We start from the raw sequence: 23,500 nt of genomic DNA, 5'->3' as shown, positions 1-23,500 counted from the left end.
ACGTGTCAGCGATGGATACCGAGTTCGATTGGATTACCCTCGACGACGACGAAGAGGTTCTCTGGGCCGACACCCCGCACCCGTACAGCCTCGTGCCCTCCTTCATCGTCGGCGTCCCGCTGTCGTTCGTCCTCGTGGGCATCCCGCTCCTCGTCGGGTCGTATCTCTCGCACAAGAACACGAACTACGTCGTCACCTCCGACGCGCTCTACCGGAAGACGGGCGTCCTCTCCCGGAACGTCCAGCGCATCGAGTTCGACAAGGTGCAGGACACCTCTTACAGCCAGACGTTCCTCGGCGGACAGTTCGGCTACGGCTCCGTCGACATCAGCACCGCCGGCGGAAGCGGCATCGAGATGAGCTTCCAGAACGTCGCCGACCCGCAGTCGCTCCAGACGCTCGTCAACGAGCGAATCAAGCGCCGCTCCGGGTCGGAAACCGACGCAGCGGGGAAGGCGGCCGTCCTCGACGACATCCTGACCGAACTCCGCGCGATTCGGCAGGCCGTCGAAGGCGAGGAAGGCGTCGCCGCGGGCGATGATGCGGGCGACGACGCGACCGACCGAGCGGGCGACGAACCCGACGCCGTCCCCGACCCCGACGCCGCAGGCGACGACGCGCTCGAACCGAGCGACTTCGAGTTCGACGCGGCGACCGACGAGCGATGACGGACGGCGATTCGAGCCCCGCGGACTCGCCATCCGAGCGCGCCGCGACCGAGTCGGCGGCCGACGCAGCGACGGGCTCGGAGACCGTCGCGGCCATCGACGACTGGCTGGCACGCGGCGACGACGAGACCGTCCGCTGGGAGGGTCGGCCGCGGATACAGACCGTCATCCCCGCGGCCGTCGTCGGAGGTGCCATCGCCGTCGTGTCCGTCGCCGTGGCCGTCGCGAACGGCGTGCCGGCGCTCGCCCTCGTGGCTCTCGTCGGGCCCCTCCTGCCCGCGTGGTCGTATCTCAGCGTCACCAACACGCGCTACGTCGTCACCGACCGGGCGCTCTACCGGAAGACGGGCGTCCTCTCTCGGACGGTCCAGCGCGTCTCGCTCGACCGTGTCCAGAACAGCGCGCTCTCGCAGGGCGTCACGGGGTCGTGGTTCGGCTACGGGACCGTCTCGGTCGAGGCCGCGGGCGGCGGCGCAATCCGGTTCGAGGACGTGGACGACCCCGGCGCTCTCCGCGACCGAATCGAGGGTCACGACGACCGCGACGAACTCCCCGGCACGGTCGAGCAGTGGGCCGCCGTCCGCGACGAGGTGCGGGCGCTCAGAGCGGCGGTAGAGCGGTAAAAAAGCGCAAGTCGGTTCGATATCGCGGCGCGAGTTTTCGTCGCGTTAGTCGTCGTCCGATGCGGTAGCGGCGGGACCGGGCTGTGCCGCGCTGTTGCCCGAGAAGCCGACGCCCGCGAGGACGAAGGCGAACAGCACGAGCGGCGAGAGGTAGCCGAAGAAGTAGTACTGGGCGTACTGGAGCGTCGAGACGCCGAGGACGCCGGCCATGTACGCGCCGCCGGCGTGCCACGGGAGGAGCGCGCCGGTCGGCGTCCCGGCGGACTCGATGGCCTGCGAGAGGTCCGAGCTGTCGAGGCCGAACTCGTCGTAGGTGTCGCGGAGCGTCATGCCGGGGACGACGATGCTCATGTACTGCTGGGCGGTGAGCGCGTTGGTCAGCATCGCCGAGATGCCGGTCGAAGCGACGAGCAGACGCGGGCTCCGGATGCCGCGCTGAAGTCGGTGGGCGAGGACGGCGAGGACGCCCGTCTGTTCGAGCAGGCCGCCGAGCGTCAGCGCCGCGACGACGATGGCGATGGTCCACGCGGAGCCGGAGACGCCGCCGGACGCGAGCAGGCTGTTGACGAGTTCGGAGCCGGTTTCCGGGCCGGTGCCGCTCATGAACGTCTGCCACGCCGTGACGAACGACGCGCCCTGCACGAGGATGCTCGTGAACGCGCCGGCGAACGCGCCGGCGAGGAGGACCGTCAGCGCGGGGTAGCCAGCCGCGGCGAGGCCGAAGGTGACCGCGAGCGGCAGAAACGCGAGGAGCGTGATGTCGTAGGTGGAGGCGAGCGCGGTCTGAATATCGGCGATTTGGCCGGCCGGAATCGTCCCGGTGATGCCGAGGCTGAGGATGACGAAGCCGACGAGCGAGAGGCCGAACGCGACGGCCGTTCCGTTCCGCATCGCGCGGATGTGGTCGTAGAGGTCGGTGTTCGTGACGGCGGCGGCGAGGTTCGTCGTGTCCGACAGCGGCGACTGCTTGTCGCCCGCGTACGCGCCGGTGAGAATCGCGCCGGCCGTCATCGGTTCGGGGACGCCGAGCCCCGAGCCGATGCCGATGAAGGCGACGCCGAGCGTGCCGACCGCGGTCCACGACGAACCGATGGCGAAGGTGGCGATGCCGACGAGGAGCGCCGTCGCGGGCAGGAACACCTGCGGCGACAGCAGGTCGAGGCCGTAGTACATCAGCGTCGGAATCGTCCCCGCGGCGACCCACGTCGAGACGACGCCGTAGATGGTAAACAGGATGAGAATCGCCTGTAACCCCATCGCCAGACTGCGTTCGATGCCCTCGTAGAGGTCCTCCCAGGTGTAGCCCCAGACGAACCGACCGAGGAGGCCGACCAGCGCGATACTCCAGATGAGCGGGATGTGCGGGTCGAGCCCCAGCCACGCCGACCCGAGACCGAGGAAGGCGACGAGTCCGAGCACCGGAACGAGCGCCTGTTTCAGCGTCGGACGCTGGTCCGGGGCGATGTCGTCGTACGACCGCGGTGTGTACCTATCAGTTCCCATCGTGGCTCAACAAATAACTTTAGAGCATAAAATTGTGTCGTGTTATGATTCAAGTGCATTGTTATGCAATGACGTACTTTTAGTTGACAATATAATGCTCAACGGTAATCTTTCGGGCGAGCGGTCCCGGTCGGTTGCGCCGAACAGTCACGCACTCCGATAGGTCGGTATTGCGGAACGTGTCAACAAATAGGGAAACAGACATACCGGAGGCGCGCCACGAGTTGGGCATGGCCCTCACCGAGTTCTTCTTGTTTCCCCTCGGGTTGGTCGCCCTCCTGGGGGCAGTCCCGCTCATCATCCTCTATCTGTTGCGGCCGGAGCCGGTCCGGCGGACCCTCCCAACCTTCCGGTTCCTCGCGGACGCGGCGGGGCGAAGCGCTTCGAACCCCATCTTCGACCGGCTGCTTCGGAGCCTGCTTCTCCTCATCCAACTGGTCGCGCTCGTCGCGCTCGTCGGCTCGCTGGCGACGCCGTACGTGATGGTCCCCGAGTCGGAGACGGTCCAAGAGACCGTCCTCGTCGTGGACACGAGCGCGAGCATGGGCGTCCGCGACGGCGGCGGGACCCGATTCGACAGCGCCCTCGCCGCGGCGCGAGACGAGGTGTCCGGCACGACATCGGTCATCGCGGCGGGCGCGAACGCGGACGTGGTACTCCGCCGGGGGAGCGCGACCGACGCCCGCGCCGCCCTCGACGGCCTGCAAGCGAGCGACGCGCCGGGTGACCTGCGCTCCGCGATTACCGCCGCCGCCTCCGTCGCCGGCGAGGACGCCCGCGTCGTCGTTCTGAGCGACTTCGCGGACGACTCGCCGTGGAGCGACGCGGTCCGCGAAGCCCGCGCCCGCGGCCTCGTGGTCGAACTCCAGCAGTTCGCGGGCGGCGGCGCGGGCAACGTCGGCATCGTCGACCGGCGCTTCTCCGGCGCGAACGTCACCGTGACGGTGAAGAACTACGGCGACTCGGCGGCGACGCGGACGCTCTCTCTCGCCGGAGCCACCCGAGAGGTCCGGATGGACCCCGGCGACGTGGCGACCGCGACGCTCCCGGTCCCCGCGGGCGGCGGGCGCGCCGAACTCTCGCCGGGCGACGCCTTCCCGACCGACGACGCGCTGTACGTCGCGGCCCCCGAGGACGCCTCGGTGGACGTGCTCGTCCTCACGAACGACGAGAACCGATATCTGACGGCCGCGCTGTCGGTCATCCCCGAGGTGTCTTTGACCGTGGACAACCCGCCGACGGCCGTCTCGACGAACTACGACGTGGTTATTTACAGCAACGTCAACCCCGGTCGGCTGCTCGCGGGCAACGTCGAGGCCGGCCGCGAAATCGTCGCCGACGGCGGCGGCGTGGCGATTCAGGCCCAAGAGGAGTCACCGAGCTACGGCGACCTGCGGCTCGTCTCGCAGGGAAGCGTCGGGACGAATCCGACCATCGGGACCGTCGAGAGCCATCCGATAACCCGCGATATCACCTTCCCGCCGCCGACCGAGTACGTCGCGGGCGACCTCCGGTCCGGCCAGTCGCTCGTGAACACGACCGACGGCACCTCGCTCGTCGCCGTCGAGCGCCGCGGGGCCGGCCGCGTCCTCTACTACGGCTTCATGGAGGACAGTTCCGCGTTCAAGTACAACTACCAGTACCCCGTGTTCTGGAAGCGCTCGGTGTTCTACCTCGCCGGGCGCTCGACGCTCTCCGAGTTGAACCGGGCGACCGGCGGGTCGCTCGCGGCGGGCGCGAACCAGACCGTCGAGACGCCCGCGGGCGAGGCGACCGGCCCGGAGGTCCGCCTCGACGACGCCGGCTTCTACCGCGTCGGCGACGAGCGGTTCTCGGCGTCGCTGCTCAGCGAGGCCGAGTCCGACGTGGCCGCCGCGCCGCTGGACGGCGAGTCGGCCCCCGCGGACTACCCGACGCGGGTCGAAGAGCGCGAGGTTCCGGACCCGCTCACCGAGTGGGCCGCGCTGGTCGCGCTCGCGGCGACGATGGTCGAGTTGGCCTACCTGCGCCGGCGGGGTGACCTCTGATGGCGGCGCTCGGAGCGGCGTCGGCCGTACTGTCCGCGCTGGCGGATGTCGGCGTCGCCGCCACGACTCCCGCCGCCGCGACGACGCCCCTCGCGTGGACGGTCGAGGCCGCCGGGCGGACCCTCGGCCTCCAGCGCCCGCTGTTTCTCGTCGCGCTCCCGGTGGCCGCGCTCCTCGCGTGGGCGCTCATCTTCCGCGGGGCCGACGGGACCGCCGGCGGGCGCTCCCGGCGGCTCCTGTTCGCGTCCCGGCTTCTCGTCGTCGTCCTCTTGGTCGTCGCGGCCGCGGGACCGTACACCGTCACGACCCGGATGACCGACGGCGACCCGCAGGTGACGCTCCTCGTCGACGACTCCGACAGCATGGCCGTCACCGAGGACGTGGCGTCGCAGCTCGCGTCGGACATCGAGGACGAAGGCGTCCCCGTCACCACCTCGACCGTTGCCCGCGGCGGGTCGTCGCCCATCGGTGACGCCGTCGCGGCCAACCTCAGGCCGAACGGGACGGTCGTCCTCGTCTCCGACGGGCGGGTCACTTCGGGGCGGAGCCTCGCGTCCGCGACGACGCTCGCCCGCGACCTCAACGCGACCGTGAGCGCGGTCGGGGTCGAACCGACCGAGACCGAACAGTACGTCACCGTCAGCGGCCCGTCGAAAACCAGCGTCGGCGTCGAGAACTCCTTCCTCGCGCAGGTCGACGGGGTCGTCCCCGACGACGTCGAGACCGCGACCGTCGAACTCGTCGTGGACGTCGACGGCGAGGAGGTCGCCCGCGAGACGGTCAACACCACCGACGGCATCGAGTTCTCCCGGACGTTCGAGACCACCGGCACCCACCGCGTCACCGCCCGCATCGACGGCGACGACCGCTTCGAGACGAACGACGTGTTCCGCAAGACGGTCCGCGTGGTCGAGCCCCCGCGGGTGCTGTACGTCTCCCGCGGCGACTACCCGTTCCGCGACTACCTCTCGCAGCTGTACGACGTGGAGACCGCCGAGACCGTCCCCGCGGACCTCTCGTCGTACCACGCCGTCGTCCTCCAAGACCTCCGCGCCGAGGACGTGGGCAACACCGACTCGCTCCAGCGGTTCGTCATCGACGGCGGCGGTCTGCTGACCGTCGGCGGGCGCAACGCGTTCGAAAACGGCGGCTACGACGGGTCGAGCCTCGCGTCGATGCTGCCGGTCACGACCGGCGAGGGCGCGTCCCAGCAGACGAACCTCGTCTTCGCCATCGACGTCTCCGGCAGCGCGGAAAGCGGGATGCGCGTCCAGAAGTCGGTCGCGCTCGACGCGCTCGACCAACTCGGCGACGAAAACCGGGTCGGCATCGTCGGCTTCAACTACCGCGCCTACGACGTCTCGCCGCTCCGCCCGCTCGGGCCGAACCGCGAGTCGACCGCCGACCTCATCCGTCGCCTCGAGTCCGGCGGCGCGACCGACATCGCCGTCGGCCTCGACGGCGCGGCCCAGCAGCTCGGCGACAGGCGCGGGACGATTATCCTCATCAGCGACGGGCACGACCGGTTCCAAGACGCCGCGACGCTCGCGGACCAACTCGGTCGCGACGGGGTCAGCGTCATCACCATCGGAACCGGGCCGAACCCGAACGAACGGACCCTCCGAGCCATCGCGCGGGCGTCCGGCGGGAACTACCTCAGAGCCGACGAGACCGACCGGCTCCGCATCCTCTTCGGCGGGTCGAACCGCCAGTACGCCGGCGACGGCCTCACGGTCGTCGACCAGAACGACTTCGTCACCGCCGGGGTGGAACTGACCGCGAACCCCGGCAGCGTCAACGACGTGTCGGTCAGGAGCGGTGCGAACTTCCTCGTCGCGGCCGACGACGGCACTCCCGCGGTCGCGTCGTGGCGCTACGGGCTCGGTCGCGTCGCCACCGTCACCACCTACGCGGGCGACGGCACGCTCGACGGCCTGCTCCAAAGTCCCGACTCGCTCCTGCTCACCAAGTCCACGAACTACGTCATCGGTGACCCCGAGCGGAAGGCGTCCGGCGTCACCGAGGTGTCGGACACCCGGGTCGACCAGTCGACGACCGTCGTCTACCGCGGCGGCGAGCGCCCGCAGGGCGTCGAGGGACTGCGCTTTTCGGCGGTCAGCCCCGGCGTCTACGAGGCGACGGTCGTCCCCACGGAGACGGGCTATCGGGACGTACTCGACACCGCCTTCGCCGTGAACTACCCCGTCGAGCACGCCGGGTTCGGCCGGTCGGCCGCGCTCGAAGCCGCCGTCTCCGACAGCGGCGGGACGATGTACGGCCCCAACGACGCGGCCGAAATCGCCGCCTCCGCCCGCGACAACGCCGCCGGCGTCCAACCCGTGCGCGACGACTGGGCGGTCGCGTTCGTCGCCGCCGCGTTCCTCCTGTATCTCGCCGAGGTGCTCGCCCGGCGTCTTCAAGTGTATCGGGGTCGAACGCAAAGTGAAGGTGGTCTGATATGAGTGCCCTGGGTCGGTCCCTGAACCTCGGTCTCGTCGCTATCGTCGTCCTTCTTACCGCCGGAACCGTCGGCGCGACGATGTTCTACCAGTACTCGGTCGACTCGCTCGACCAACAGAACGAGCAGTTGCGCGAGCGAAACGCGGCGCTCGAAGAGGACCTTTCGCAAACCCGACAGAACCTGTCGGCGACGCGGACGGAGCTACGGGAGCTGAACGACAGCCTCGAACGCACCCGGGGCGACGTGTCGCAGGTCTCCGACAGCCTCGAAGATACGGAGTCGCAGCTGTCGTCGACGCAAAACGAGCTGTCGTCGACCCGGGGCGAACTTCAGGAGACGGAAAACAACCTCGAAGACGCCCGGAGCCGAATCAGCGAACTCACGGCGACGCTCGACGACCTCGAAGAACAGCGCAACCGCCTCGAAAACCGGATAGACGACCTCGAAACGGATAACGAGGAGCTCGAAGCGACGAACGACCGACTGGAAAACCAGATTGATTCGCTTCGGTCCGAGGTCTCCCGCCTCGAAGACCGGGTCGACGAACTCCGGGCCGAACTCCAGCAGGCCTGTGCCGGCTACCAAGACGGCAGCGAACCGGCGGTGTGTAGCGATGTCTGACAAGGCACCCGACACCGCCGCCGACGAGGGAGGTTCGCCGGACGACGCGGGAGCCGCTCGCCGCGAGGAAATGGCCGACGCCGTGAGCGAGGTTCGCCGCGAGGCCGCGAAGGCCGCCGTCGTCTCCAGCGTCGTCGACGCCGCGGCCGCGACGCTGTTGGCGAACGTCGCGTTCCGGGTCGTCGAACTCCCCGTCCGGTCGTCGGTGTCGCTCGGCTTCCTCCCGCGGGTGGACCCGGCCGTCTCGGTCCACGTCGCCGTCCCGCTCGCTCTCGCGGTGGGCCTCCTCGTCGGCGTCGCGGAGTACCTCATCCTGATGCGGGTGCCGGCGGTCGAGCAGTTCGAGGAAGTGAACCCGTCGGTCGCCGAGGCGCTGCGGACCGCCCGCGACCTCGTCGCCGACGACGGGAACCCGAACCGCGACTCGCGCATGTCGGTCGCGCTCTACGACGACGTACTGGCCCGTCTGCGGGAGTCGTCGTCGGTGGAACTGCTGCCGACCCGCCGCATCGTCGGCGCGCTGCTCGTCGCCCTGCTCCTCTCGGCGGGGAGCATCCAGGTCGCCATCTCGGACATCCAGTTCGAGGGACTCGCCGGGGACGGTGTCTCCGCGGGCGACCGCCCCGACCAGGTCTCCGACGAGGAGACGCGGCTCCAGAACGGCAGTTCCATCCTCGGCGACCCCGAAGACGTGGCCGCCGGCTCGGAGCAGTTGAACGCCACCGTCGCCGGGACCGGCGGCAGCGGCGACGGCGACGGGCCGGACTCGTCGGCCGCGGCCTACGACTCGACCGGCTACGGCAGCGACAGCGCCGTCGAGAGCCAGCGCGCCGGCTACCTCGCCGACGACACGCTCGAAGAGGCCGACCTGATTCGCGACTACACCTTAGAGATACGAGAGAACGAAGATGAGTGACAACCCAGACCGATTCGGAGACGACGGACAGCGAACCGCGGTCGACGCCGACGCCGCGGTCCCGACAGACGACGACCTCAGCATCGAGGAACTCCAAGCGAGCGTCGGCGCGGTCAGAGACGAGGTCGGAAAGCGCATCATCGGCCAGCACGACGTGGTCGAGCGACTCCTCGTCTGCGTCCTCTGCGACGGCAACGCGCTCCTCGAATCGAACCCCGGACTGGGGAAGACGACGCTCGTGCGAGCCCTCTCGGACGCGACGGACCTGGGGTTCTCGCGCGTGCAGAACACGCCCGACCTGATGCCCTCGGACATCACGGGCACCGAAATCATCCGCGAGACGCCGGAGGGCCGCGACTTCGTGTTCGAGCGCGGCCCCATCTTCGCCAACGTCGTCCTCGCCGACGAGATAAACCGCGCGACGCCGAAGACGCAGGCCGCGCTCCTCGAAGCCATGCAGGAAAAACAGGTGACCGCCGCGGGCGAGACCTACGAGCTTCCGGACCCGTTTTTCGTCCTCGCCACGCAGAACCCAATCGACCAGGGCGGCACCTACCCGCTCCCGGAGGCGCAGACCGACCGCTTCCTGATGAAGATTCTCGTCGACTACCCCGAGTTCGACGAGGAGCGGACCATCGTCAAGCAGTACGCCGAGGGCGGCGAGTCGCCCGAGGTCGAGCGCGTCCTGCCGCGGACGCACCTGCTCGCCGCGCAGCAACTCGTCCGGCAGGTGCCCATCTCCGACGACATCCGCAACCGGACTATCGAACTGGTCCGCAGCACCCGCGAGGACGAGCAGGTCGAGTTCGGCGCCAGCCCCCGCGCGAGCATGGCGCTCGTCCTCGCCGCGAAGGCGCGGGCGTTCGTCCACGGGCGCACCCACGTCTCGTGGGAGGACGTGGTCGAGATGGCCCCGCCGGTCATCAGACACCGCATCATCCTCGACTTCCGGGCGGAGCGCGAGGGACTCGACCCCGACGACGTGATTCAACGGCTGTTGAACGAGTGACCGAGCGATGATAGACCCCGGCTTCCTCGACGAACTCGACCGCTTCGACACCTCGCTGAAGCGCGTCTCGAACGCCCAGCGGCAGGGCGAACAGGAGTCGCCGGACGTGGGCGAGGGGCTCACGTTCAGCGACCACCGCCGGTACGCCGCCGGCGACGACCCGCGGCTCATCGACTGGAAGGTGTACGCCCGCACCGAGGAGCTGTTCATCAAGCGGTTCGAGGCCGAGCGGAACCTGACGGTCCACGTCCTCCTCGACGCCTCGGCGTCGATGGACTTCGGCGAGGCCGGCGCGAACAAGTTCGAGTACGGCGCGAAGCTCGGCCTCGGCTTCTGCCACCTGACGGCCGAAGAGAACAACGACTTCCGGTTTTCGCTCCTCGGCGACCTGCCCGACCGCATCGACACCGACGCGTCGAGCCGCGGCGAGGTGCTCCGACTCGTCGAGCGGCTCAACGAGACGACGCCCGGCGGCGACGGCGACATCACGGCGGCGCTTTCGACCTACGCCGAGACCATCCACTCGCGGTCGCTCGTGGTCGTCGTGAGCGACCTGCTTTTCGACCCCGACGACGTGGCGTCCGGCCTCGCCGCGCTCGCGCGAAACGACGTGCTCGTCGCGCAGGTGCTCACCCCGGAGGAACTCGGCCCGGAGGCGACGGGCGACGCCATCTTCGAGGACCCCGAGTCCGAGGCGACCCGCCGGACCTACTTCGGCGGGTCGGCGGCGCGGCAGTACACAGACCGGCTCCAATCGCATCTCGCGGCGGTGGACGAGCGGTGTCAGGCGCTCGGCATCGAGCGCGAACTCGTCGACACCGGCGCGGAGTTCTTCGACACGTTCTCCGACCTCTGGCTCGGCGCGCGGCTCGGCGGGGAACGGCGCGGTGGCCGCGGTGGCAGCTGACCCCGGTGACAGCTGACCCACGCGCCGGACCGCCGTCGCCGCGGACCGCGAGTTTTTCACGGCCCACCGCCCAGTAGTCGGTGTGACGGAGACACAGGAGCGCCGCGTGGTCGGCCTCGTCGCCGGCTCGCACGTCGTCAACCACGCCTATCTGGTCGCGCTCGCGCCCGTCATCGGCCTCGTCGCCGACGACTTCGGCGTGAGTATCGCCGCCGTCGGCCTCGCCATCGGCGTCCAAGGCGGCGTCGTGACGCTCCTGCAACTCCCCTTCGGCTACCTCTCCGACGCGCGAAGCCGGACGCTCGTCCTCGCCATCTCGCTCGGGTTCGGCGCGGCGGGCATCGTCGCCACCGCGCTCGCGCCCTCGTACCCGTGGCTCCTCGCCTCGCAGGCGCTCCTCGGCGTCGGCATCGCGGGCCACCACCCCGCGCACTACCCGCTGTTAGCGACCGCCTCCTCGGAGACGAACCGCGGGCGGGCGTACTCGCTGCACGCGCTCGGCGGGTCGCTCGGCTTCGCCGTCTCGTACGCCATCGCCGCCGGCGTCGGCGCGGTCGGCCTCGGCTGGCGCTGGACCGTCGCGGGCATCGCCGTCTTCGGCGCGGCGTTCGCGCTCGTCGCGCTCCCGGTCGCCCGCGGCTTCCCCGAGCGAATCCGGAAACCGGCCGCGGAGGACCGTCCGTCGTCTCGCCCCACGCTCGCGGGGGTCCGGCGGGGCGCGTCGGAACTCCTCTCGTCGGCGGGGCTGATGGGGCTCGCGCTCCTCTCGTTTCTCACCTCGGCGGCCGCGTGGTGCATCCGGACGTATTCGCCGCAACTGCTCACCGCCGGCTACGGCCTCGCGCCGGGCACGGCGAACCTCCTCGTCACGGCGATGCTCGTCGTCGGCGCGGGGACGATTCTCGTCGGCGGCGCGCTCACCGACCGCGTCGGCCCCGGAACGGTCGCCCTCGGCGGCTACGCCGCGCTCGCCGGACTGGGGGCGCTCTTGGCGACCGGGTCGCTCCCGCTCGCGCTCGTCGCGTTGATTCTCCCCTTCAGCGGGACCATCAGCGTCTCTCGGCCCGCGCGCTCGACGCTCGCGGACCGCCTCTCGGAGCGCGCCGACCTCGGGAAAAACTTCGCCGTCGTTACCGTCGGCATCTCGCTCGGCGGGGCCGTCGCACCTCCGGCGTTCGGGGCGCTCATCGACCTCGCCGGCGTGCGCGTCACCTTCGGCGTCGTCGCCGTCCTCGGCCTGCTGTCGTTCGGGCTGACCCGGTGGCTCCTCGGCCGGGTCGACGGGTCGGCGCGACGGCCGCAGGCGACCCCGAGCGACTGAGAGTGGCGCGTTCGTGCGCGGCGGTCCACCGGTGCGTCGCGCTCAGTACTCGTCTCCTCGACCCACGAGCACCCCGAGCGCGATGCCGACGACCGCGCCGAAGCCGGCACCGAACGGCCCCAGAAACGCGAAGCCGGCACCGCCGAAGACGAGCCCCGGAACGAACACCGCAATCGGGGAGACGCGAGTAGTCATACGACGGGGTTTTGACGCCGAACCCATAACCTTATTGACGCTTCGAACTCGCCGGTGGTCGGTTCGTCATTCCCTTCGCTCGCGACGTTCGTGATGCCAAGAATCCATAACTAAGCCGCTGTCGGCCGTCTCTCCGGACGGTGGTGGAAATGGCAGCAACATCCGAGCGAGAACAACAGCACCGGGACTCGTTCATGCGCGTGGCGGACGAACTGTGGAACAAACGCGACTACGAGGTCATCAGAGAGGAGTACGACCCGCTGGTCGAGGTCCACGCTTTTTCGGACCCCGAGGGAATCATCGGGACCGACGCGGTCGAAGAGTGGGCGCGGCGGTACCACGACGCCTTCTCCGACTTCCACGTCGAGCTGTTCGACGTGACGGCGCGGGACGACCGCGTCTACGGTCGGTATCGGCTGACCGGCACCCACGACGGGACGCTCCGGAGCGCCCGCGGCGATATTCCGGCGACCCACCGCAAGCTGGACACGTGGGGACTCGTGGAAGCGCGCTACGAGGGTGGACTGTGCGTCGAGGAGTGGAACAGCACCGACAGCATGACCATGCTGTCACAGCTCGGCGTCGCACCCGAGTGAACCGACTGCACCGCGAAAAACAACCGATTTTTGGCCGCCTATCCGGACCACTCGCCGCGGACGTCGTCGGCGACCGCATCGCGCCACATGCCGAACCCCTGTTGACAGATGGGGCTCTCTTCGAGGTGGTCCATGAACCCCTCTCCTTCGCTCTCCAGTTCGTCGAGACAGAACGGACAGCGAGTCGGGTCGTCCCACGTGTGCGCGATGACCGAGGGTTGTACTTCCTGAGACATACGCACCAATACGCGATAATACTTGATAAAAATTTGGTCGATGGCGCTATCTAGTCTCATTTGTCTATCTCCGGGGAGAACACATACTCGATTCTAAATCGAGTGATATCGGGCCGTCACCGTGTTATCGCGGTTCACTCCCGTCGGCTTGCGGTCGAATCGTAACCCTATACACGACTCGGGGCGGCGTTCTACCCGTGAACTATCTCTCGTGGGCGGTCGTCGCGCTCGGGGCCTACTCGCTCGTCGCGCCGCTGATGAAAGTGGCGACGACCGGCCAGGCCAAAATCCCGAGCGACGTGGCCGCACTGGTCGCTAACGGCGTGCTCGTCGTGGGAACCGTCGGGGTCATCGTCGTCTCCGGGCAGAGCGTCACGGACTCGGTCATCAGCCCGAAACTTCCCTACGTTCTCGCCGCCGGTGCCTGCCTCGCGGTCGGCATCCTCTCGTACTACCGGGCGCTGGCGCTCGGCCCCGTCTCTATCGTCGCTCCCATCTTCGGGATGTTCCTCGCGATTTCGTCGGTCGTCGGCATCGTCGCGCTCGGCGAACCGCTGACGGTTCGCAAGGTGGCCGGCATCGGCTTCGCGGTCCTCGCAATCGCCCTCGTCTCCATCGACTGAGGGGCGTCTCGGAGCCGCCGAAGGCGACGCGGAACTGCCGCGGGCCAACCGCTTTTCATGTTCGCGGGCCAACGTGGCGACATGGTACTGCTCGAATCCGACTCCGAACTCGAACGCGGCGACGCCGCCCCCGACTTCGAACTCCCCGGCACCGACGGCGAGACGTACTCCCTCTCGTCGTTCGCTGACTACGACGCGCTCCTCGTCGTCTTCACCTGCAACCACTGTCCGTACGCGAAGGCGAAGTTCGAGGAGCTGAACCACCTCGCCAGCGCCTACGACGACCTCGCGGTCGTCGGCATCAACCCCAACGACGCCGAGGACCGCCCCGAGGACTCCTTCGAACGAATGCAGGAACTCGTCGCGGACGGCACGATTGGGTACACCGCCTACCTCCGCGACGAGTCGCAGACGGTCGCCGCGGAGTACGGCGCGGTCTGCACGCCCGACCCGTTCCTCTTCGAGAACACCGGCGACGGCTTCGAACTCGCGTTCCACTCCCGCATCGACGACGCGATGAGCCCCGACGACGAGGTGTCCGACTACGAGATGCGGACGGCCGTCGAGGCGCTGCTCGCCGGCGACGACATCCCCGTCGAGGAGTACCCCTCGCAGGGCTGTTCCATCAAGTGGAAAGACGAGTAACACAGCGAAATCGGAAGCGATTCGACCGGCTCGCGGACGACCCTACTCGTCGCCGAGGAGGGCGTCGCGGGCGTTCTCCACCGCGGCTTCCTTCTTCGCCGGGTAGGCCTCGACTTTCGCGCGAAGGGTGAGCCCCCCGCCGCGGCGGGCCTCGCCCTTGAACGCGGCCTGTTTGTCCAGCCGCAGGAAGAACTCCGTGTTGTCCGTGACGCGCTGGTCGAGTTCGTCGAGGAGCGTCTCGAAGTCGGGGAGGTCGCGTATCTTGTCGAGGACGTGCCGCACGTCGTTGGCGCGCTCGACGCGCGCGGAGAAGACGATGATGCGGTCGCCGTGGTGGCCGGTGCTCTCGACGCGGTCGACGTCGAACTCGTCGGGGAGGAACGTCCGAAGCGCCTCCTCGACCCGTTTTTCGTCTTCCGTCTCGTAGCAGAACGTTCGGAGGTCGATGTAGTGGAACGGAACGCGTGGCATGGTGGGTCTGAGAGGCGTCGGTCGGTGTCGGTCGCTTACTCTTCGTCGGCTTCGTCCGCGTCGTCGCCGTCGGCGGCTTCGAGCTGGTCCTGCGCGATGCCGACCTCCTGGCCCTCGTCGAAGCTGATGGTGTAGGTCGGCTCGCCGAACATGCTCTCGATGACCTGCGTGACCGTGCCGGTCTCGCCGTCGAACTCGCTGTGCTTGTCGTTCAGGACGACCTTGTCGTCTTTCTCGAAGCTCATACCCACAGGTTCCGCGTCACCGGATAAAAGGGCGATGATTGGCCGCGAAGTCGCCGGCTCCGCCGCTCGCGACGACGCGTGTCGAAGCCGATTTGTGGAGCCGCACCGAACCGTGAGCTATGCCGAGTCGCCCGCTCGCACATCGACCGCCGGCCGCGCGCCGATGACGGTCGACGACCTGTGGTTCCTCGCGGACGAGGCGCGACAGCGCGCCGAGCAGGCGTACCACCGCCTGCGCCGGAACCACGCCGACGCCGACTACCTCGAACCGGTTCACACCCGCCGCGTTTCCCGCCCGCGGTTCCGCACGCTCGCCTCCCGCGTGAAGTCCACGGGGACGCCCTACGGCGTCCACACCGTCGTCCGCCGCCGCGACGACGAAATACTGCTCGTCCGCCACGAGGGCGTCGACCTCTGGGTCCTCCCCGGCGGCGGCGTCGACGCGGACGACGAGGGCTTCACCGAGGCCGCCCGGCGCGAACTCGCTGAAGAGGCCGGTATCACCGCCGACTACGGCGGCCTCGCGATGGCTACCCGAATCGACATCCGCTGCGACGGCCACCAGACGTGGGGCGTGATGCCCGTCTACCGCGCCCGAGTCGACGGGGCCGCCGAACTCAGCGTGAACGACCCCGACGAGGAAATCTCGGCCGCGCGGTGGTTCCGCGTCTCGGAGCTTCCGGCGGACACCCGCGACCGCGACGACCTGCTGTCGTGGTACGACCACGTCGCGGGCGACTGACCGGGCGGCCGGCTCAGTCGGTCGCTTCGCGCCGTTCTCGGGTGTCCGGCGTGTCCGCCGTGTCCTGCGCGCCCTCCGCTTCGCCGGCTTCGTCCGCGTCGCTCTCCGCGTCGTCGACGTGTTGCCCCCAGAACCCGGGATATTTCTCCACCCAGAGGTCGCCGAGGACGACCGTCTGACACGCGAGTCGAAGCCCCGAGTCGGGGTCGTGCGGGGGGAATCGGAGCCGGCGGCGCTCCTTTTTCGTCCGGTAGGTCACGGGGCCGCGGACCCGGACGGCGCAGGTACCGCACGAGCCCCCGCCGCGACAGTTGAACCACGACGAGTGGCCGTTGTGCGGCGATTCGCCGGCCGCGCGGAGCACGTCGCGGAGGACGTCCCCGCGGTCGCACTCGATTTCCCGGCCGCGGAAGTGGACGGTTGGCACGTGTTGGGTGACGCCACAGGAGGCTTAATCAGTGTCGTTTGTGAGACGACTGAAATCGCGGTCGTCGGCCGTGAGTCGCCGGAGTTCCGTGTTCCCGAATCGAACCACCAAAAGCGGCAACGCCCTCCGAAACCCCGCGATTCGCCTCGGAGAATCTAAGTTCGTCCGTCTCCGACCTCGACCATGCGCAACACACGACGCGCGTACCTCGCCGCCACGGCGGGTGCGCTGACGCTGGGCACCGCCGGATGTCTCGGCGGCGGAAGCGGCGGGTCCGGAAACGACGCCGTCGCCGCCATCGGTTGTGAGGTCCCCGAACGCGACACGGTCAGTTCGCTCCCCACGCCCGTCATCGGGTCCGAGGACGCGAGCGTCGTCGTCGACGTCTGGGAGGATTTCGCCTGTCCCCACTGCGCGACGTTCGCGGTCGACGTTGCCCCGCAACTCCGGTCCGAGTACGTCTCGGAAGGAATCGTCCGCTACCGCCACCACGACTTCCCGATTCCGGTGGACGAATGGTGGTCGTGGAAGGGGGCCTCGGCGACCCGAGCGGCCCAGGACGAGGCCGACGACGAGACCTTCTTCGACTTCGCCCACACGCTCTACGAGAACCAATCGGAGTTCGGCGGCGGCGACGCCGAGGGGTCGCTGTCGACGCTCCAGTCGCTCGCGAACGACGCCGGCCTCGACGGCTGTTCGGTCGCCGCGGCGGCCTCGCGCGAACGCTACCGCCCGCTCGTCGAAGCCGAGCGGACCGAGGCCGTGGACGAGCGCGGCTTCCAGGGCACGCCGACGGTTCTCGTCGACGGCGAGCAGGTCGCGCCGCGATGGTCCGACCTCCAGCGCGCCGTCGAGAACGCCCGGTAATCGGACGCGAATCGCGTGGTTCGACGCCCACACTACCTCTCGCGCGGGATTCGCGCACGACACCAGCGATGCTTTACGACGGGATTCACTAGCCACGAGTATGCACACGACGCGACCGCGCTCCCGACCCCGACGAGGTGACGCCCGGTGAGACGACGCGCCCTCCTCTCGCTGCTCGCGGGCGCGGGCGTCGCCGGCGTCGCGGGCTGTCTCGGCGACGGGTCCGCACCCACCGAAGCGGGCGACGCGGCCGAGACGACGAGCGACGCCGCCGACCCCGCCTCCGCCCCCGCGTCGTCAGGGTCCGGTTCCGGCGACCTCCCGCTCGTCATCGACACCGTCGACGCGCAGGGGTCGTCGACCGGCGAGGTTCGAATCCCCGCCGAGGGGACGCCGACCGTCCTCGACCTCTTCGCGACGTGGTGTGCTCCCTGCGTCGCCCAGATGGAGTCGCTGCGGACGCTCCACGAGGAGTTCGGTGACGACGTGGCGTTCGTCTCGGTGACGAACGAGCGCCTCGGCGGCGGCCTCACGATGGACGACATCCGCGACTGGTGGGCCGAACACGACGGGAACTGGACGGTCGGCCACGACCCCGACAGTAGCCTGATGCGCGCGGTCCGCGCGAACGGCCTCCCGTATCTCGTCGTCTTCGACGCCGACGGCGAGGCGACGTGGACCCACCGCGGCCTCGCCAGCGAGGAGAACCTCCGCGCCGCCGTCGGGGACATCGCCTGATGCTCGGGTTCGGTCTCGGCCCCGCGCTGGGGTTCGACTCCGCCTTCGCCGGCACGCTCGCGTTCGCCGTCAGCGCGGGCGTCGCCACCTTCTTCGCGCCCTGCGCCTATCCGCTTCTCCCGGGCTACGTCGGCTACTACCTCTCAAGCGAGGAGGCCGACCTCGGCGGCGCGGTCGTCCGCGGGGCGGTCGCCTCGCTCGCCGCACTCGTCGTTCTCGGCGCTATCGGGAGCGCGCTCGCGGTCGTCGGCGGCCGCATCGCCTCGCACCTCGCGCTCCTCGAACCGCTCGTCGGCGCGGCGCTCGTCGGCTTCGGCGTCCTCATGTTCACCGGGCGCGCGCCGAGCCTCCACGTCGTCCTCCCGGAGTACCGGTCGTCAGTCACCGGCTTCGCCGTCTTCGGCGGGGTGTACGGCCTCGCGGCGGCCGGCTGCGTCGTCCCGATTTTCCTCGGCGTCGTCACCCAGTCGCTCGCGCTCCCGACCGGGCAGGCGGTCGTCTCGCTCGGAGCCTACGCCGCGGCCGCGGCGCTCCCGCTGGCGGTCGTCACCGTCGCGGCCGCGCTCGGCGACGGACTCGCCCGTTCGTTTTCGGGCTACGTCGGATGGGTCCAGAAAGTCGCCGCGGTCGCGATGGTGCTCGCCGGCCTCTGGCAGATTTGGCTGGCGCTGTCGTTTTTGGGACACGTCTGAGGGCGCAGTCAGCAGGACAGGTAACCGGATTCGGCGGCCGACTCAGTCGTCTAATCCCGGAACTTCGCCGGTCGGCGTCGGCAACGACCGAATCCCCCGCGGCGGCACGAGGAAGTTGCCGCGGCGCTTGACGAAGATGTACTCTAAAATCCCGTTGTTGACGCGCTGGCGGACCGTCGGCACGTCGGTCAGGTCGGTTCCGTTCATCGCCTCGCGGACCTCCTCGAACGCGGAGATGCCGCGCTGGAGCGACGGGAAGTGCAGGCTCGCCACGCCGTCGTCGGCCGACTCGAAGTGCCGGCGGAGCAGTCTGACGTTCCCCTCGTCGTCGCGGTTGGCGCGGGCGGCCTTCTGGGCGTGGCCGACGTGGCCGAACTCGAAGGCGTCGTCGCGGAGGCGGTCGAGCATCGCGTCGATACCGCTGTCGTCGCCGAGGTTGTCGCCGACGCCGTCGACGAGGTCCTGTTCGGCGTGCGCGGGCGAAAACAGCTTCATGACCCGGTGGTAGCGGTCTTCCTCGTCGTACCAGTCCGAGAGGCGCTGGCGGATGTTCGCCACGTGCTTCGTGGTCGCGCCCGCGAACGGCCCCTCGTCGATGGTGACGTACTCCTCGGTGGCCTGATTCCCGGCGAAGCCCGCTTTGAACCCCATGAACAGCGGCGATTCCTCGGGGACGGGGTTCCCGTCCGGGATGCCGTTCAGGTCGGACTGGTGGTCCGCGGGGAGGCCCGCCCCGACGAAGCCCGTCCGCCGAGAGGCGACCGAGAAAACGCCCGAGAGGTCGGCGTCGACGGCGACGCCGTTGGCCTCCTCGACCTCTCCGAGAAGCGCCTGCTCGGCTTCGAGCACCGCGTCGGCGCGGTCGGACGCGAGGTGGACGAGCGCGTCCTGCCGGTCGAACTCGGGCGTCTCGAACGGCGACAGCGCCCGCGGTTCGGGCAGGTCGACGCTGTCGGGAAGCGGGTCGTCGAAGCGGGCGAAGTACCGCGGGGAGTAGGCGACCGACCAGATGACGCCCTCGTGGCTCCGCTCGTAGGCGCGGTCGAGCACGCGGAAGGCGTCCTCGACGGTCGCGCGGGTAGCCTCGTCGGGCGGGCCCTCGCCGTCGAGGTCGAGATAGAGGAGCACCTGATGGCGGGGCATCTCGACGTTGCCGTGGTCGTCGGCCCGGCAGAACTCGTTCCACGCGTGCTGTCTGCTCGGGAGCGACTCGAACGCGTCGGTCCCCGCCGGAACGGGGTCGTCCGGTGCCCTGTCGAGGCAGGCGGAGAGCGCCGCCGCGCCGCCGGCGGCGACCGCGGCCTTCAGGAACTCCCGGCGGGACGGAGACCCGTCGAACATACGCCCGGCTAGGGACCTCGCGGGGAAGTCCGTTCTGGTGTGTGCGTCGAAGATTTCGCCTCGGGCGTGCGGGACGAGAACACGCGCGCTACCGTTCGAAACGCACACCAAACGGCATTTGAGTGCCGGGGCGCTAGCGAGGGTAATGAAACGACGCACGTATCTCCGCGCCGCCGGGGCGGGCGCGGCCGTCGGCCTCGCGGGCTGTCTCGGCGGGGGCGACGCCAACCCGAACGTGTCGCTGTCGAAGCCGGACCGCGAAAACGACGTGTCCAGCGAGGACCTCCCGTATCCGGCGTGGGGCCAGCAGGTCCCCGACGTGACGCTCACCGACCCCATCGCGGGGGCCGAGGTGTCGGTGCGCGACATCGACGTGCCGCACTTCCACACGTACTTTTTCACCAACTGCATGACCGTCTGTCCGGTGCTCATCAGCGCGCTCCGCGAGGTCCAGATTCACTCGGTCAGCGAGGGCTACGCCGACGAGGTGTCGTTCTACCCCATCACGTTCGACCCCGCCCGCGACGACGCCGACGCCTTCCGCGCGGAGGCCGACCAGATGAACGTCGACATGGATGCGGGCAACTGGCAGTTCCTCCGGCCCGCCGACGAGGCCGAGGCGAAGTCGGTCGTCGAAGACCAGTTCGGCGTCTTCTTCGAGAAAAACGAGCCGAACGACGAGGGCAACTACATGTTCACCCATCTCGGCCTCATCTCGCTCGTCAACGGCGACGGATACGTCGAGCGGACCTACCGCGGTAACCAGCCGGACGAACAGACGCTCATCGACGACCTCACCGCGCTCCGGGAGGCATGACGAGTCGGCGTCGGTTCCTCGCGGCGAGCGGGACCGTCGCGGCCGCGGGTCTCTCCGGCTGTCTCGCCGAGCTCGGTCGGCTCTACACGTCGAACGAGCCGCCGGTCGTCTCGAACCGCCCGGACGAGGTGTACGTCCCGACCCACACCGAGGGGATGCGCATGGTCGGGAGCGCGGACGCCGGCGACCTCCGCGTGGGCGTCTTTTACAGCTACCCCCACCGCTTTTGGGTGATGGCCGACGAGGGCGACGGCTTCGGCACGTCGAAACTGTCGGTCGAGGCCGGCGACGACGTGCATCTCATGGCGACCGTCTGGGACCCCGAGACGGGCGTCGTCGTCCCCGACACGGGCCTCTCTCTCGAAATCGCCCGCGACGGCGACCTCGTGAGCGAGGAGGTCGTCTACGCGATGCTCTCCCAGCGGATGGGCTTTCACTACGGCTCGAACTTCGGTCTCGACGGCGACGGCACCTACGAGGTGACGGTGGACGTGGGCGCGCCCTCGCTGCGCCTCTTCGGTGACCTCGTCGGCCGGTTCGACTCCCCCGCGAGCGCGACGCTCGACTTCGAGTACAGCGCCGGCGACCGCGACGACATCCCGTACACGATGCTCGACGACCAGCAGGGCGACCCCGGCGCGGTCAGGCCGATGGAGATGGACGGGCTTCCGCTCGGCCGCGGCCCCGAGGCGCTTCCGGGCACGGCGCTGGGGGGCGCGACGACTGGGAGCCTCCGACTCGTCGGCACCGCCCTCGACGCCGACCGCTTCGGCGACGACCCGTACCTCGCCGTCTTCCCGCTGACGCCCTATAACCGGCTTCTCGTCCCCCGACTGGGCCTCACCGCGACCGTCGAATCCGGCGGGTCGACCCGCTTCGACGGCCGCCTCGAACCCGGCCTCGACGCCGACCTCGGCTTCCACTACGGCGCGTCGGTGCCGGAACTCGCTGGCGACGACGCGACCGTCGACCTCGCGGTGGACGTGCCGCCGCAGGTTGCCCGCCACGAGGGGTACGAGACGGCCTTCCTCGAATTCGACCCCGTCCGCCTCGGGTAACGGCAATCGAATCGAACAAGGACAGGGCTATTTCCGTCCGGGCCGACCGACCCCGTATGGACTCGACGCGCCGCGAACGCGCGACGCTCGCGCTCGCCGTCTGGGGCGTCCTCGTCTCGCAGGTGCTCCTCTACCCCGGCGTCTCCGACCTCGTGACCGCCCTCGGCGGCGGGCAAGGGGAGTACGACCTCTCGGCCGGGATGCTGTTTCTCGTCGCCGAGTTCGCCTCGTTCGTCGCCTTTTCGAGCGTCTGGGGCGCGCTCTCGGACGCGCTCGGCCGACGGACGTGGCTCATCGTCGCGGGCGCGCTCGGCGGCGCGGCCAGCTACGTCGCGCTCCTCGCGCTCGCCACGCTCCCGTGGCTCGACGCCACGTTCGGCGCGGTGCTCGTCGTCCGCCTCCTCGGCGGCGCGATGACCATCGGCGCGTTCTCGCTGTCGATTACGATGCTCGCGGACCTCTCGGGGGGTAACGGCCGGAACATGGGCGCGGCGGGCATCGCCATCGGCCTCGGCGCGGCGCTCGGCTCGGTCGTCGGCGGCCAACTCACGACCATCGACCCGCTCGCGCCGCTGTACGCGTCGGCCGCGTCGCTCACCGCCGTCGCGCTGCTCGTCACGACCGTCACCGACCGGACGCCCGACTCGACCCGCGTCGGCGTCGGCGTCGTCCTCAAGAAACTGGCCGCCCGGCCGGCGTTCGCGGTCCCGTACGCCTTCGGCTTCATCGACCGCATGACCGCCGGCTTCTTCGCCCTCGTCGGGGTGTACTACTTCCGCGAGGCGTTCGGGGTGAACGCCGCCGTCGCCGGCGGGGTGCTCGCGCTCTTTTTCGTCCCCTTCGCGCTCTTGCAGTACCCCCTCGGCTCGCTGTCCGACCGCGTCGGCCGGTTCGTCCCCGTCGTCGCGGGGTCGATGCTCTACGGCGTCGCAATCGTCGCCGTCGGCGTCGCCCCAGTCTTCGAACTCGCGGCCGCTCTCATGGTCGTCGTCGGCGTCTTCGGCGCGCTCGTCGCGCCCGCGACGATGGCGCTCGTCACTGACCTCGCAGAGTCGGGCGAGCGCGGGGCGGCCCTCGGCGGCTTCAACGTCTTCGGCAGCCTCGGCTTCCTCGCGGGCTTTCTCATCGGGGGCGTCGTCGCCGACGTGGTCGGCTACCTCCCGTCGTTTCTCGTCGTCGGCTTCGCAGAGGTCGCCATCGCCGTCGTCGCGCTCCGGGCGGTGAAGCGACTCGACGGTCTCGGCGCGACTCAGACCCCGTCGAGCGCCGACTGAAGTTCGGCGTTCACCACGAGCCACATCCCCCGGAGACAGACGATGACGGCGAGGCCGACGCCCGCGAGGACGAACGCCAGGAACAGGCCGACGAAGACGCCGCCGCCCCGCGGGTCGGGGACGGTCGGCGCGAACTCACCGAGTTGGACCGCGAAGGCGACGATACCGGCGACGAGGAACGCGAGCATCAGTTCGAGCAGCCGCCAGAACGTCTCGATTCGCAGGCCGCCGCGGCCGGTGAGCAGGAGGGCGATTCGCCGCGACGCGGCCACAAGCGAGACGGCCGTGAGAAGGAGCGTCGCGGCCGCCGCGAGCGTGAAACCGACGTGGGCGAGCGGGAGCGTCGGCGCGAGCGACGAGACGAGCGTCAGCGCGACGCCGAGGAGGACGCCGGCCGCGAGCAGCGACTCGACGCCGAGAATCGCCGTTTCCGGCTCGTCGCGGGCGATTCGTGCGAGTGTCCCGTACACGGTCGTC

At 69.6% G+C, this 23,500-nt stretch carries 27 protein-coding genes; 19 read left to right on the top strand and 8 right to left on the bottom strand.

Annotated elements, in window-relative coordinates; all coding sequences use genetic code 11:
- Positions 1-11 precede the first annotated feature (11 nt).
- Positions 12-668 carry a PH domain-containing protein gene (locus ACSR87_RS13950; RefSeq protein ID WP_498530874.1) on the top strand — a complete coding sequence of 219 codons (657 nt, stop codon included), beginning with the start codon at positions 12-14 and terminating at the stop codon, positions 666-668.
- A complete protein-coding gene (locus ACSR87_RS13945; RefSeq protein ID WP_498530873.1) occupies positions 665-1,291 on the top strand; it encodes a PH domain-containing protein in 627 nt (208 codons plus the stop codon). The genes ACSR87_RS13950 and ACSR87_RS13945 overlap by 4 nt, the downstream gene beginning before the upstream one ends.
- Positions 1,292-1,336: 45 nt before the next feature.
- Here the strand turns inward: ACSR87_RS13945 and arcD are convergent, their stop codons facing one another.
- Complete coding sequence (gene arcD / locus ACSR87_RS13940) at positions 1,337-2,794, bottom strand: arginine/ornithine antiporter ArcD (RefSeq protein WP_498530872.1); 1,458 nt, start codon at positions 2,792-2,794, stop codon at positions 1,337-1,339.
- 230 nt (positions 2,795-3,024) lie between these two features.
- Here arcD and ACSR87_RS13935 point away from each other — a divergent pair, with 230 nt between their 5' ends.
- From ACSR87_RS13935 to ACSR87_RS13905, 7 genes are all read left to right on the top strand, one after another.
- Complete coding sequence (locus ACSR87_RS13935; protein ID WP_498530871.1) at positions 3,025-4,821, top strand: DUF7408 domain-containing protein; 1,797 nt, start codon at positions 3,025-3,027, stop codon at positions 4,819-4,821.
- Positions 4,821-7,283 carry a VWA domain-containing protein gene (locus ACSR87_RS13930; RefSeq protein WP_498530870.1) on the top strand — a complete coding sequence of 821 codons (2,463 nt, stop codon included), beginning with the start codon at positions 4,821-4,823 and terminating at the stop codon, positions 7,281-7,283. Before ACSR87_RS13935 ends, ACSR87_RS13930 begins: the two co-directional genes overlap by 1 nt.
- Complete coding sequence (locus ACSR87_RS13925; protein WP_498530869.1) at positions 7,280-7,903, top strand: chromosome partitioning protein; 624 nt, start codon at positions 7,280-7,282, stop codon at positions 7,901-7,903. Before ACSR87_RS13930 ends, ACSR87_RS13925 begins: the two co-directional genes overlap by 4 nt.
- Positions 7,896-8,819: a DUF7502 family protein gene (locus ACSR87_RS13920; protein ID WP_498530868.1), complete on the top strand. Its 924-nt coding sequence runs from the start codon at positions 7,896-7,898 to the stop codon at positions 8,817-8,819. The genes ACSR87_RS13925 and ACSR87_RS13920 overlap by 8 nt, the downstream gene beginning before the upstream one ends.
- Positions 8,812-9,828: an AAA family ATPase gene (locus ACSR87_RS13915; protein WP_498530867.1), complete on the top strand. Its 1,017-nt coding sequence runs from the start codon at positions 8,812-8,814 to the stop codon at positions 9,826-9,828. The genes ACSR87_RS13920 and ACSR87_RS13915 overlap by 8 nt, the downstream gene beginning before the upstream one ends.
- Positions 9,829-9,835: 7 nt before the next feature.
- A complete protein-coding gene (locus tag ACSR87_RS13910) occupies positions 9,836-10,735 on the top strand; it encodes a DUF58 domain-containing protein (RefSeq protein ID WP_498530866.1) in 900 nt (299 codons plus the stop codon).
- 82 nt (positions 10,736-10,817) lie between these two features.
- Positions 10,818-12,056 (top strand): MFS transporter, encoded by a 1,239-nt coding sequence (locus ACSR87_RS13905; protein WP_498530865.1) that lies wholly within the window; start codon positions 10,818-10,820, stop codon positions 12,054-12,056.
- A gap of 42 nt (positions 12,057-12,098) precedes the next feature.
- On the opposite strand, the gene ACSR87_RS13900 is transcribed toward ACSR87_RS13905, so the two are convergent.
- On the bottom strand, positions 12,099-12,251 hold the full coding sequence (locus ACSR87_RS13900; RefSeq protein WP_498530864.1) for a hypothetical protein: 153 nt from the start codon (positions 12,249-12,251) through the stop codon (positions 12,099-12,101).
- A 149-nt stretch (positions 12,252-12,400) separates the two neighbouring features.
- Here ACSR87_RS13900 and ACSR87_RS13895 point away from each other — a divergent pair, with 149 nt between their 5' ends.
- A complete protein-coding gene (locus tag ACSR87_RS13895) occupies positions 12,401-12,847 on the top strand; it encodes an ester cyclase (protein WP_498530863.1) in 447 nt (148 codons plus the stop codon).
- Positions 12,848-12,885: 38 nt separating this feature from the next.
- Here ACSR87_RS13895 and ACSR87_RS13890 read toward each other — a convergent pair whose 3' ends face one another.
- A complete protein-coding gene (locus ACSR87_RS13890; RefSeq protein ID WP_004063678.1) occupies positions 12,886-13,083 on the bottom strand; it encodes a DUF7501 family protein in 198 nt (65 codons plus the stop codon).
- A gap of 197 nt (positions 13,084-13,280) precedes the next feature.
- Between ACSR87_RS13890 and ACSR87_RS13885 the strand changes: the two genes are divergently transcribed.
- Together ACSR87_RS13885 and ACSR87_RS13880 are read left to right on the top strand one after the other, a co-directional pair.
- The gene (locus ACSR87_RS13885; RefSeq protein WP_115802477.1) at positions 13,281-13,706 is read left to right on the top strand and encodes an EamA family transporter; all 426 of its coding nucleotides are present in this window, start codon (positions 13,281-13,283) and stop codon (positions 13,704-13,706) included.
- A gap of 81 nt (positions 13,707-13,787) precedes the next feature.
- Complete coding sequence (locus tag ACSR87_RS13880) at positions 13,788-14,351, top strand: thioredoxin family protein (protein ID WP_115802476.1); 564 nt, start codon at positions 13,788-13,790, stop codon at positions 14,349-14,351.
- Positions 14,352-14,393: 42 nt separating this feature from the next.
- Here ACSR87_RS13880 and ACSR87_RS13875 read toward each other — a convergent pair whose 3' ends face one another.
- Both ACSR87_RS13875 and ACSR87_RS13870 read right to left on the bottom strand, forming a co-directional pair.
- Positions 14,394-14,822, bottom strand: coding sequence for an RNA-binding protein (locus tag ACSR87_RS13875; RefSeq protein ID WP_004063682.1), 429 nt, complete (start codon positions 14,820-14,822; stop codon positions 14,394-14,396).
- A gap of 35 nt (positions 14,823-14,857) precedes the next feature.
- Positions 14,858-15,067: a hypothetical protein gene (locus ACSR87_RS13870; protein ID WP_004043693.1), complete on the bottom strand. Its 210-nt coding sequence runs from the start codon at positions 15,065-15,067 to the stop codon at positions 14,858-14,860.
- A 163-nt stretch (positions 15,068-15,230) separates the two neighbouring features.
- Here ACSR87_RS13870 and ACSR87_RS13865 point away from each other — a divergent pair, with 163 nt between their 5' ends.
- Positions 15,231-15,809 carry an NUDIX hydrolase gene (locus ACSR87_RS13865; protein ID WP_498530862.1) on the top strand — a complete coding sequence of 193 codons (579 nt, stop codon included), beginning with the start codon at positions 15,231-15,233 and terminating at the stop codon, positions 15,807-15,809.
- Positions 15,810-15,822: 13 nt separating this feature from the next.
- Here the strand turns inward: ACSR87_RS13865 and ACSR87_RS13860 are convergent, their stop codons facing one another.
- Complete coding sequence (locus ACSR87_RS13860; protein ID WP_498530861.1) at positions 15,823-16,236, bottom strand: 2Fe-2S iron-sulfur cluster-binding protein; 414 nt, start codon at positions 16,234-16,236, stop codon at positions 15,823-15,825.
- Positions 16,237-16,419: 183 nt separating this feature from the next.
- Between ACSR87_RS13860 and ACSR87_RS13855 the strand changes: the two genes are divergently transcribed.
- The 3 genes from ACSR87_RS13855 to ACSR87_RS13845 all read left to right on the top strand — a co-directional run bounded on the left by ACSR87_RS13855 (position 16,420) and on the right by ACSR87_RS13845 (position 18,533).
- Positions 16,420-17,103, top strand: coding sequence for a DsbA family protein (locus tag ACSR87_RS13855; RefSeq protein WP_498530860.1), 684 nt, complete (start codon positions 16,420-16,422; stop codon positions 17,101-17,103).
- 147 nt (positions 17,104-17,250) lie between these two features.
- On the top strand, positions 17,251-17,841 hold the full coding sequence (locus ACSR87_RS13850) for a TlpA family protein disulfide reductase (RefSeq protein ID WP_498530859.1): 591 nt from the start codon (positions 17,251-17,253) through the stop codon (positions 17,839-17,841).
- Positions 17,841-18,533 carry a cytochrome c biogenesis CcdA family protein gene (locus ACSR87_RS13845; RefSeq protein ID WP_498530858.1) on the top strand — a complete coding sequence of 231 codons (693 nt, stop codon included), beginning with the start codon at positions 17,841-17,843 and terminating at the stop codon, positions 18,531-18,533. Before ACSR87_RS13850 ends, ACSR87_RS13845 begins: the two co-directional genes overlap by 1 nt.
- A gap of 42 nt (positions 18,534-18,575) precedes the next feature.
- Here ACSR87_RS13845 and ACSR87_RS13840 read toward each other — a convergent pair whose 3' ends face one another.
- On the bottom strand, positions 18,576-19,874 hold the full coding sequence (locus tag ACSR87_RS13840; RefSeq protein ID WP_498530857.1) for a DUF7405 family protein: 1,299 nt from the start codon (positions 19,872-19,874) through the stop codon (positions 18,576-18,578).
- Positions 19,875-20,019: 145 nt separating this feature from the next.
- On the opposite strand from ACSR87_RS13840, the gene ACSR87_RS13835 reads away from it, so the two are divergent.
- The 3 genes from ACSR87_RS13835 to ACSR87_RS13825 are packed head-to-tail and all read left to right on the top strand — an operon-like array spanning position 20,020 to position 23,023.
- Positions 20,020-20,691, top strand: a complete 672-nt coding sequence (locus ACSR87_RS13835) for an SCO family protein (RefSeq protein WP_498530856.1) — start codon at positions 20,020-20,022, stop codon at positions 20,689-20,691.
- The gene (locus ACSR87_RS13830) at positions 20,688-21,749 is read left to right on the top strand and encodes an iron transporter (RefSeq protein ID WP_498530855.1); all 1,062 of its coding nucleotides are present in this window, start codon (positions 20,688-20,690) and stop codon (positions 21,747-21,749) included. Before ACSR87_RS13835 ends, ACSR87_RS13830 begins: the two co-directional genes overlap by 4 nt.
- Before the next feature lie 56 nt (positions 21,750-21,805).
- Positions 21,806-23,023, top strand: a complete 1,218-nt coding sequence (locus ACSR87_RS13825) for an MFS transporter (RefSeq protein ID WP_498530854.1) — start codon at positions 21,806-21,808, stop codon at positions 23,021-23,023.
- On the opposite strand, the gene ACSR87_RS13820 is transcribed toward ACSR87_RS13825, so the two are convergent.
- Entirely contained in the window at positions 22,999-23,493 is a 495-nt protein-coding gene (locus ACSR87_RS13820) for a hypothetical protein (RefSeq protein ID WP_498530853.1), read from the bottom strand. The two genes, ACSR87_RS13825 and ACSR87_RS13820, sit on opposite strands and share 25 nt — an antisense overlap.
- Positions 23,494-23,500: the final 7 nt, after the last annotated feature.

The sequence above is a fragment of the Haloferax sp. SDI50 genome, assembly GCF_059802635.1.
The sequence above is the reverse complement of the archived record's forward strand: the minus strand, read 5'-3'. Positions and strand labels throughout refer to the sequence as shown.